This window comes from Nostoc sp. NOS(2021), assembly GCF_017115025.1.
GTDB lineage: Bacteria > Cyanobacteriota > Cyanobacteriia > Cyanobacteriales > Nostocaceae > Nostoc.
In genome coordinates this window covers 1-7,630 of the sequence record NZ_JABXKM010000048.1, presented here as the reverse complement: position 1 = coordinate 7,630, position 7,630 = coordinate 1, and the positions used below count along the sequence as shown (strand labels likewise).

At 42.6% G+C, this 7,630-nt stretch carries 10 protein-coding genes; 7 read left to right on the top strand and 3 right to left on the bottom strand.

Annotated features, from left to right (window positions below; all coding sequences use genetic code 11):
* The first annotated feature begins 234 nt into the window (after nt 1-234).
* From HWQ41_RS05540 to HWQ41_RS05530, 3 genes are all read left to right on the top strand, one after another.
* A complete protein-coding gene (locus tag HWQ41_RS05540) occupies nt 235-1,539 on the top strand; it encodes an O-acetylhomoserine aminocarboxypropyltransferase/cysteine synthase family protein (protein WP_292760543.1) in 1,305 nt (434 codons plus the stop codon).
* A 382-nt stretch (nt 1,540-1,921) separates the two neighbouring features.
* Nucleotides 1,922-3,001 (top strand): homoserine O-acetyltransferase, encoded by a 1,080-nt coding sequence (gene metX, locus HWQ41_RS05535; RefSeq protein WP_292760541.1) that lies wholly within the window; start codon nt 1,922-1,924, stop codon nt 2,999-3,001.
* Between the two features lie 341 nt (nt 3,002-3,342).
* Entirely contained in the window at nt 3,343-3,567 is a 225-nt protein-coding gene (locus HWQ41_RS05530; protein ID WP_292760539.1) for a hypothetical protein, read from the top strand.
* 8 nt (nt 3,568-3,575) lie between these two features.
* Here HWQ41_RS05530 and HWQ41_RS05525 read toward each other — a convergent pair whose 3' ends face one another.
* Entirely contained in the window at nt 3,576-4,247 is a 672-nt protein-coding gene (locus HWQ41_RS05525; protein ID WP_292760537.1) for a LuxR C-terminal-related transcriptional regulator, read from the bottom strand.
* Nucleotides 4,248-4,348: 101 nt separating this feature from the next.
* Here HWQ41_RS05525 and HWQ41_RS05520 point away from each other — a divergent pair, with 101 nt between their 5' ends.
* From HWQ41_RS05520 to HWQ41_RS05505, 4 genes are all read left to right on the top strand, one after another.
* The gene (locus HWQ41_RS05520; RefSeq protein WP_292760535.1) at nt 4,349-5,005 is read left to right on the top strand and encodes a DUF3386 domain-containing protein; all 657 of its coding nucleotides are present in this window, start codon (nt 4,349-4,351) and stop codon (nt 5,003-5,005) included.
* A 242-nt stretch (nt 5,006-5,247) separates the two neighbouring features.
* On the top strand, nt 5,248-5,565 hold the full coding sequence (locus HWQ41_RS05515; RefSeq protein WP_292760533.1) for a hypothetical protein: 318 nt from the start codon (nt 5,248-5,250) through the stop codon (nt 5,563-5,565).
* Nucleotides 5,550-5,729 carry a hypothetical protein gene (locus HWQ41_RS05510; protein WP_292760531.1) on the top strand — a complete coding sequence of 60 codons (180 nt, stop codon included), beginning with the start codon at nt 5,550-5,552 and terminating at the stop codon, nt 5,727-5,729. The genes HWQ41_RS05515 and HWQ41_RS05510 overlap by 16 nt, the downstream gene beginning before the upstream one ends.
* A 14-nt stretch (nt 5,730-5,743) precedes the next feature.
* The gene (locus HWQ41_RS05505; protein ID WP_292760529.1) at nt 5,744-5,929 is read left to right on the top strand and encodes a hypothetical protein; all 186 of its coding nucleotides are present in this window, start codon (nt 5,744-5,746) and stop codon (nt 5,927-5,929) included.
* Nucleotides 5,930-6,523: 594 nt separating this feature from the next.
* Here HWQ41_RS05505 and HWQ41_RS05500 read toward each other — a convergent pair.
* Both HWQ41_RS05500 and HWQ41_RS05495 read right to left on the bottom strand, forming a co-directional pair.
* A complete protein-coding gene (locus HWQ41_RS05500) occupies nt 6,524-7,045 on the bottom strand; it encodes a substrate-binding domain-containing protein (RefSeq protein WP_292760527.1) in 522 nt (173 codons plus the stop codon).
* Nucleotides 7,046-7,059: 14 nt separating this feature from the next.
* Nucleotides 7,060-7,461, bottom strand: coding sequence for a substrate-binding domain-containing protein (locus tag HWQ41_RS05495; protein WP_292760525.1), 402 nt, complete (start codon nt 7,459-7,461; stop codon nt 7,060-7,062).
* Nucleotides 7,462-7,630 lie beyond the last annotated feature (169 nt).

The window sequence follows — 7,630 nt, the reverse complement described above, 5'->3', positions numbered from 1 at the left end:
TGTTTGTATATAGGTTTTATCATCAGTTAATGTCCTAACCTTCTTGTCCGTTGCTATAAGTCCAGACACAGAATAGATTGGTTGAAATTTTCAAGTACTTAACTGAGGCGAGTTGAACATTTATGCAATTTTAAATTCGCCTCTTGAGTTCCCCTAACAAAGGAGAAATTGCCGCCACAACGCTCAACTAGTATTATTACTTGTTTGTATAATTGGAAACTCAAATAACTGCTTATGTCTGAACAATATCGTTTTGAAACCCTGCAAGTTCATGCTGGACAAGAGCCGGCTCCCGGAACTAATGCCCGCGCTGTACCAATTTACCAAACGACTTCTTACGTTTTTGATGACGCCGACCACGGAGCGCGGTTGTTTGCTCTCCAGGAATTTGGTAACATTTACACCCGGATCATGAACCCGACGACGGATGTATTTGAAAAGCGGATTGCTGCCTTAGAAGGGGGTGTAGCAGCATTAGCAACCGCTAGTGGTCAGGCGGCGCAATTCTTGGCAATCAGTACTATAGCTCAGGCTGGGGATAATATTGTTTCCACTAGTTTTCTGTATGGCGGAACATATAACCAATTTAAAGTAGCTCTACCACGATTGGGTATTAACGTCAAGTTTGTCGAGGGAGATGAGCCAGAAAGTTTCCGTCAGGCGATCGACGATCGCACCAAAGCCCTATATGTTGAAACCATTGGCAATCCTCAATTCAACATTCCCGACTTTGCGGCTTTAGCTGAGATTGCCCACGAAAACGGCATTCCTTTAATTGTGGATAATACCTTCGGTGCTGGTGGGTATCTAGCTCGACCCATTGAATATGGTGCAGACATTGTAGTGGAATCTGCAACTAAATGGATTGGTGGGCATGGTACTTCTATTGGTGGCGTAATTGTCGATTCTGGTAAATTTGACTGGGGTAACGGCAAATTTCCCCTGTTTACTGAGCCATCACCCGGTTATCATGGGCTGAATTTCCAAGAAGTGTTTGGCCCTAGTGGATCATTTGGCAACATTGCCTTTATTATTCGCGCCAGGGTAGAAGGGTTACGAGATTTTGGCCCGTCCTTGAGTCCATTTAACGCCTTTCTTTTACTGCAAGGATTAGAGACACTCTCCCTACGTGTAGATCGGCATGTGAGCAATGCCCTAGAATTGGCTCAGTGGTTAGAGCAGCAAGAACAAGTATTATGGGTTAATTATCCGGGACTTCCTAATCACCCTGCTCATGAACGAGCGAAGAAATATCTCCGGCATGGCTTTGGGGGAGTTTTAAACTTTGGCATCAAAGGTGGACTAGAAGCAGGTAAAGCTTTTATTAATCATGTGAAATTGGCGAGTCATTTAGCAAATGTTGGTGATGCTAAAACCCTCGTTATTCATCCCGCTTCCACAACCCATCAACAGCTAAGTGATGACGAACAACTTTCAGCAGGAGTGACACCCGATTTGGTGCGGGTATCAGTGGGAATTGAACATATCGACGATATTAAAGAGGATTTTGAGCAGGCATTCCAGCAAGTTAGGATTTAGTTTTCAATAAATTGGGCATGGGGCATTGGGCAATTCAATTTTAGATTTTGGTGAAGCAGCGCGGTCTTGGGGGTTTCCCCCATGAGTGACTGCTGAACCCGAAGGGATTGACGATAGCGCCACGGAGAGCGAGTCCGCGTACCACTTCGTGGAAGCAAGCTACGCCTTGGTCTCGTAAAGAGCGTCTTTTGGATTAAATTTCAATTCTTTAATCCAAAATCTAAAATCTAAAATCTAAAATCTAAAATTCTTACTCCCCTGCTCCCCCACTCCCCACTCCTAGATAAGCTAAAACACATCTTGCATATTGCAATTTTCTAAATATCTTGTGGGGTGGGCATCTTGCCCGCCCTAATTATGCAACTTCAATGCCGATTAGCTTATGATCTACTCAAACTTCATCTCACCGCAAACCCAGTTTTACCAGCTTACGGTGCCATTTCAACTTGAATGTGGCGAAACATTAACTGGGGTTCAGATTGCTTATCGCACCTGGGGACAGTTAAATGCTCAAGGCAATAATGGGGTACTGATTTGTCATGCCTTGACTGGTTCGGCTGACGCAGATGATTGGTGGGAACCTTTGTTTGGTTCAGGGAAAGCCTTCAACCCAGAACGCGATTTTATTTTATGCAGCAACATCTTAGGAAGTTGTTACGGCACAACTGGGCCAACTACTATCAACCCAATAACGGGAAACCCTTATGGTGTATCCTTCCCTAAGATTACAATCCGAGATATGGTTCACCTGCAAGCTGCACTACTAGAATACCTGGGTGTTCAATCTCTGCGGTTAGTAATTGGCGGATCACTCGGTGGAATGCAAGCACTGGAGTGGGCATTATTGTATCCAGAAAAAGTGAAAGGAATTGCACCTATCGCCGTTTCTGGAAGACATTCTGCTTGGTGTATTGGATTAAGTGAAGCCCAAAGACAGGCAATTTATGCCGATCCAAAGTGGAAATCCGGGAACTACACGCTGGATGCGCCCCCAAATCAAGGATTAGCAGTTGCGCGGATGATGGCAATGAGTACTTACCGTTCCTGGGATAGTTTTACAATCCGCTTTGGACGGCAGTATGATGCATCTGAGCAGTTTACTATAGCCAGTTATTTACAGCATCAGGGTCAAAAGCTAACAGAACGATTTGATGCTAACACTTACATCATCCTCACCCACGCAATGGATCGCCACGATGTTGCACGCGATCGCACAAGTCCTAATTTGTCAGATTATGAATATATTCTGCAAAGCATCCAGCAACCGACTTTAGTTGTCGCAATTGATTCTGACATCCTCTATCCTCCAGTAGAACAACAAGAATTGGCAAATTTAATCCCTAATGCTCAACTGGCCTGGCTGAAGTCAACCCACGGACATGATGCATTTTTAATTGACATGGCTGCATTGAATGAAATAGTGATCTCTTTTCGGCAAAGTTTAGATTTCCCAGCCTCTTAACTCGATGGATTGAGATAAAAGCTTGGTGTTTCGAGTTCTGAGCATGAACTTCCGAGTTCTGAGCATGAAGTTCCGAGATAAGAGCTTGGTGTTTCGAGTTCTGAGCATGAACTTCCGAGATAAGAGCTTGGTGTTTCGAGTTCTGAGCATGAACTTCCGAGTTCTGAGCATGAAGTTTCGAGTTCTGAGCTTCAACGATGAGGCTTAGAGGTGGAATGATGAAGTTAAAAAGGCGATCGCACTTGAAATGAATAGTGCGATCGCACAAAATCAACCCATCAAAGCAGACTTTTTTTGTATAACTGCATTCAGAATTGGTGTATATCGAGAGAATTTCTGGAGTGGCGACAGTCGCGGGAGTTGAGATTTTGCGACAGCGCCAACTGACAGATAGTGTAGCAGATTTACAGTGGATATCTGAGCGCGTTGAGGGACATGTATTTTTGTTAACCCAACTGGCGGCCGAAGTACGGCTTAAAACCTTGCAACTCTTGGAGATGCTACCGCGAACGGGGCTAATTCTGTCTTTTCTATTAAGAGTTCCCGCCCCTTCGGGGCGTGGTTAAAGACAGATTTATGAAACTTGTATATCTTGCAGCTTTGCCACCATTTCTGCACGCGCCGAAACCTTCAACTTCCGAAACATCCTTTTCAAAGCTTGTTTGACGGAATTTTGCGTAATCCAAAGTTTTTCCCCAATTTCCGCGTTCGTTAACCCCTGCGCTACCAAGTCGGCAATTTCTAACTCACGCGCTGTTAAAGGATTTACTATCAGTGAAGTGGATATTTTTGGTTTTGTCCGTAGAGTCGCCATCTTTGCTGACAAATGAATGCATAAGGCGCTCAAGTCAGCTAAATCGTTGCCATTAAAAGCAGGATTTCCCTTGTCACGAGCTAAGTTAAACGTTCCGACAAGACGACCATTGCAAACAATTGGCCCAGTCATTACGTGTTCATGATCGGAACGTGAGCAAAAATGCTTCCAGTCTCCTGGTGATAAGAATAACTGCTCATGGGCGGGAGCATGACGCTCAACCACGTAACGCCCGACTGGATTGCTTTCTAAACATACTGCCGGAATACTCTGAAGATCAATCTCAGTGGTTGTCTGCTCATTTAGGAAATAAATACCCCAATTTTGAACGCCAAAATGCTCACCAATTTTATCCGTGAGAGCTAGTCTTAATTCTTGCTCATTCTGGACATTGGCGATCGCATGAAATACGGCGTGGAGAGAATTAGCCATAAGTGTACCCAGTTGGGGACTATCCAAGCCTCAACAATTACTTCTATGCTAATACCAATAAAACTAAAACGCTAATTTACAGTAGCGACTAGGAGAAGCACATGACAGTTACACAACTCTCTGCTCAGGAACTTTTCCGGGCTGCTTATGAAAACCGCTATACTTGGGAGAAGAATTTCCCCGGTTATACTGCAAATATTACCTTTAAGCATGATGATCAAGTGTTTACAGGCAAAGTTATCATCAACGCCAATCTCAAAGCGGAAGTTTTGGATGTAGATGACGAGTCAGCCAAGCAAGCAATTCATGGTCAAGCTTGGGAAATAGCAATTCACCGCATCCGCCGCAGCTTTGAAGACACCCACAGCGCCAATACGTTTAGCTATGGTAAAACTGACGAAACTGGTGCGGTTGAGCTTTTAATGGGTGGTAAGGCTGAGGGCGATAAATACAAAGTCCGCAATAATGAAGTCTGCCATGTTCATCGTCTAATCCACGGTACTTTTGTGACAATTGACACCTTCAGCAGTCACGACACCGGGTCAGGCTACTTGTCCCATACCTATGACTCTGTGTACCATGACCCCAAAACTGGGGAACAAAAGGGCGGTAGAAGTGAATTTACCGATGAGTATGAAAAAGTTGGTGACTATTTCATCCTAAATCGTCGGGAGATTCGCACCGAGACAGCAGGACAAGTATCTATTCAGGAATTTGTCTTCTCTGACATTAAATTGTTGGAACCTGTTGCTGCTTAAGCGGTATTTTGCATTATAAATAGAAGCGATCGCTCTTTAGTTGAAAGGAGCGATCGCTTTTATTTTTTGGCGTTCAGAACACGAAGTTTCGAGTTCTGAGTTAGAATGATGAACTTCAAAAGGCAAGAATCAGAAATCACACTAATGCAACTGAGTGTAAACGTGACCAACAAAGGCGATCGCTTCAGATATAATCAACATATAAAAAGTAAACTCCTACTATTTAGCAGATAGTAAACAAAATGACACAACTATCTTCTAATCACACACCGCGTCGAGGAAGAGTATTTCCAGAACGTCAACTATCACCTGAAGAAAAAGCACGGCGTAAAGCTGAAGATGAGGTATTTTATCAGCGTTGTCGAGTAGTATTTGACAGAGTTAAACCAGAGTTAATCAAAGAACACTATGATTGGTTCATAGTCATTGAGCCTGATAGTGGAGACTATTTTATAGATTCAAATGAGGATGTTGCTAGAACAAAGGCTCGTGAAAAATATTCTGATAAAATGCGCCTCATCATGCGCCTCAATGAGAGAGGAACTTGTGGCAGAATATGATTTTTGGAGAATTTAATAGTCAAGGTGAGTTAATCTTTGAAATTGGTTTGGTTACATCTGATGAAGATGTTATGCCAGTTAATGCACTTCTAGATACGGGATTCACTGGTTGGCTAGCACTTGATAACCAAGATGCTCTGAGTTTAGGTGGATTCTTAACATAAATGAACAACGAGATATGCAAACAGCATGGGGAGAAGCACGGTTTAATCTTTATCAGGGAACTATGCTTTTAGATGGAGAAGAGTTCACTATGGAAGTTCTCGGTGGAGATGATCTGGATAACATTCTTTTGGGTGTGCGTTGGTTACAGACAAAACGACTAGTGGCAGATTTTCCAGCAACAGTGTTGACGTTGGGGTAAAGGCGATCGCTTTATTGTTATAGGACTTATATCATGTCCGCTAAATCACTTACGATATGTCATTGCGAGCGCAACGAAGTGAAGCGAAGCAATCGCAAAGGTTTTGGGATTGCTTCACTACGCTAACGCTTCGTTCGCAATGACAAGTGTTTAACCGGACATGATATTACGCACAAGAGATCCCCCAACCCCCTTAAAAAGTTGACTCTTTAGATTCCCCCCTTTTTAAGGGGGGTTAGGGGGGATCGAGGTTTTAAGTTTTTAGTGCGTAAGTCCTGTGTTAGTTTGAGGATCGCTTTCTCTCTATATTATCGATTTAAAATTCTGTTGCGTAGACACACAGCCGCTTGTCGTCAGACATCGCTTTGATTTTTTGACGTTTTGAGTGATGAAGTTTTAACTGGAGTTTAGATTAAAGACAAGCGCTTGGAAAATAACACCTGTAGAGTTCCAGGTAAAAAACTGACATTTTTATTTTGAAATTGCGGTGTCTGTTACTACTATAAATAAACTCTAAGATAAGATCACAAATGGTTGTTGGCAGCGACAATTATTTACCTATCGCTGCAATTTTGATTCAGTTTATCTAAGATTTTAAACTTGTATCTTTTGCTTTGGATCTGCCAACTTTTTCTTGAGTGCTAAACCCAGAGTCGCAGTTAGTAATAGTCCGCAAACATAGTTGGGTTCGGGTACTGATTTGGTGGGGCTAGTAAAGCCATACTTATCCAAAATTTGCTGTCCTTTCGGTGACAAAATATAATCTGCTAGTTTCTGTGCATTCGGGTCAGCATTTTTGATAACTGTTAAACCAAATGGCGCTGCAACAGACAAATAATCTGGTAGCCCAACTACTTGCAGACTCGGATCAATTTTTTGCGATGCGATCGCGCCAGTATAGTAAGTTAAGAAAACATCTGCTTGCTTAGTGTTGTCTAGAAAATACACTAAGCTGTCCTGTCCTGATGGGACTATTGGCGAATTCCTTCCACCTGTTAATCGCAAGGCTTTACTATTGAGGGTATCAAAACTACCAGGATTTTTTGAATTAGCTTGAGTAAATATCTGTTGAGTGTAGTCTCCAAGAGGATCTGATACAGGTGTTGAGGTTGCCAACTTGATGTTGGGATTTAGAAGTAATCTAACACCTGATTTGGTGTAATTTTTGTCTGGGAATACTTTGAGGAAAATACCGCTACAATCTGATTTTGAGTAAATTCCACTGGCTGACTGCTCAACCCCTTAATGTAGAGTTTTTGGGGATTTCCAATATCTGCACTAGCAAAGACATCAGCAGTCGGCTGTCCAAGTTGGAGTTCTGTTTCTATTGCTTGCTCTCTAATCCCTGATGGCCCAAATACTGTATTCGTTTCTATTCCTGTTTCTTGGGTGAAGTTTTGGCTTACTTCCGTTAGTGCATTTCTTAAACTACCTGCTGCATATAAGTTGAGATTAGCGGCAAAAGCTTGATTTGGTATCAGAACACTAAAGGCACAAGCTGCCAAAGAACCTGTCAAAAAATATTTTTTCATCTGTTTGCTAAAATCTCCAAGTTTTTGGGTATTTTCTCCTCAAGGTTAAGACTACCAACTTAGTTGGAAAAATGTCAATTACTTTCTATAGCAATACGCTTGGTGTTAGCGCCAAAAACCCTTCATCTGCGTAGGTTGGGTGGAGGAACGAAACCCAACATTTTCGTGG

Bases quoted from the DNA above. Each gene is read 5' to 3' on its own strand.
- HWQ41_RS05540 (WP_292760543.1), top strand. From the start codon at position 235: ATGTCTGAACAATATCGTTTTGAAACCCTGCAAGTTCATGCTGGACAA.
- metX (WP_292760541.1), top strand. From the start codon at position 1,922: ATGATCTACTCAAACTTCATCTCACCGCAAACCCAGTTTTACCAGCTT.
- HWQ41_RS05525 (WP_292760537.1), bottom strand. From the start codon at position 4,247: ATGGCTAATTCTCTCCACGCCGTATTTCATGCGATCGCCAATGTCCAG.
- HWQ41_RS05520 (WP_292760535.1), top strand. From the start codon at position 4,349: ATGACAGTTACACAACTCTCTGCTCAGGAACTTTTCCGGGCTGCTTAT.
- HWQ41_RS05515 (WP_292760533.1), top strand. From the start codon at position 5,248: ATGACACAACTATCTTCTAATCACACACCGCGTCGAGGAAGAGTATTT.
- HWQ41_RS05505 (WP_292760529.1), top strand. From the start codon at position 5,744: ATGCAAACAGCATGGGGAGAAGCACGGTTTAATCTTTATCAGGGAACT.
- HWQ41_RS05495 (WP_292760525.1), bottom strand. From the start codon at position 7,461: ATGAAAAAATATTTTTTGACAGGTTCTTTGGCAGCTTGTGCCTTTAGT.